This is a genomic window from Klebsiella sp. C349492 (assembly GCF_042055345.1).
In the GTDB taxonomy this organism is placed as follows: domain Bacteria; phylum Pseudomonadota; class Gammaproteobacteria; order Enterobacterales; family Enterobacteriaceae; genus Klebsiella; species Klebsiella scottii.
Map to the genome: position 1 here is coordinate 1 of NZ_JANQCE010000057.1, position 234 is coordinate 234.

The following is a 234-nucleotide window of genomic DNA, read 5'->3' on the forward strand; positions in this document are numbered from 1 at the left end:
TAGCTTAACCTTCGGGAGGGCGCTTACCACTTTGTGATTCATGACTGTGGTGAAGTCGTAACAAGGTAACCGTAGGGGAACCTGCGGTTGGATCACCTCCTTACCTGAAGAACCTGCCTTTGTAGTGCTCACACAGATTGTCTGATGAAAAGTAAATAGCAAGGCGTCTTGCGATTGAGACTTCAGTGTCCCCTTCGTCTAGAGGCCCAGGACACCGCCCTTTCACGGCGGTAA

1 rRNA gene is annotated in these 234 nt (G+C 50.9%); it reads left to right on the plus strand.

The features are described 5' to 3' along the window. A 16S ribosomal RNA gene (locus NWP14_RS27950) occupies nt 1-103 on the plus strand; the annotation flags it as partial. Between the last annotated feature and the right edge of the window lie 131 nt (nt 104-234).